General features: G+C 56.6%; 1 protein-coding gene. It reads left to right on the plus strand.

Annotated elements, in window-relative coordinates; genetic code table 11:
* The coding region (gene pyk, locus GWQ27_RS22180; protein WP_234576702.1) for a pyruvate kinase at positions 1 to 788 on the plus strand (788 nt) is incomplete at both ends.

Here is a 788-nt window from a genome sequence, read left to right on the forward strand (position 1 = left end):
ATGAAAAAGACCAAAATCGTCTGCACCATAGGTCCCAAGACCGAATCCAAAGAAATGCTGGCTAAAATGCTGGATGCCGGCATGAACGTCATGCGCCTGAACTTCTCCCACGGCGATTACGCCGAGCACGGTGGTCGTATCAACAACCTGCGCGCTGTCATGGCCGAAACCGGCAAGCACGCGGCCATACTGCTCGACACCAAGGGTCCGGAAATCCGTACCATCAAGCTGGAAGGCGGCAACGACGTTGCCCTGGTCGCTGGCCAGACCTTCACCTTCACCACCGACCAGACCGTCATTGGCAACAAAGACAAAGTGGCCGTGACCTATGCCGGTTTCGCCAACGACCTGCGCGTCGGCAACCGCATCCTGGTGGATGACGGCCTGATCGGCATGGACGTGATCGAAATCACCGAGCGTGAAGTCATCTGTAAAGTGCTGAACAGCGGTGATCTGGGCGAGAACAAAGGCATCAACCTGCCGGGCGTCTCCATCAAGCTGCCGGCCCTGGCCGAGAAAGACAAGCGCGACCTCATCTTCGGTTGCGAGCAAGGCGTTGATTTCGTTGCTGCCTCCTTCATTCGCAAGAAAGAAGACGTGCTGGAAATCCGTGAGCACCTGAGAGCCCACGGTGGCGAGAACATCCAGATCATCTCCAAGATCGAAAACCAGGAAGGCCTGGACAACTTCGACGAGATCCTGGCTGTCTCCGACGGCATCATGGTGGCACGTGGCGACATGGGCGTGGAAATTCCGGTTGAAGAAGTGATCTTCGCCCAGAAGATGAT

It is taken from the genome of Aeromonas sp. 5HA1 (genome assembly GCF_029237245.1).
Classification (GTDB): domain Bacteria; phylum Pseudomonadota; class Gammaproteobacteria; order Enterobacterales; family Aeromonadaceae; genus Aeromonas; species Aeromonas salmonicida.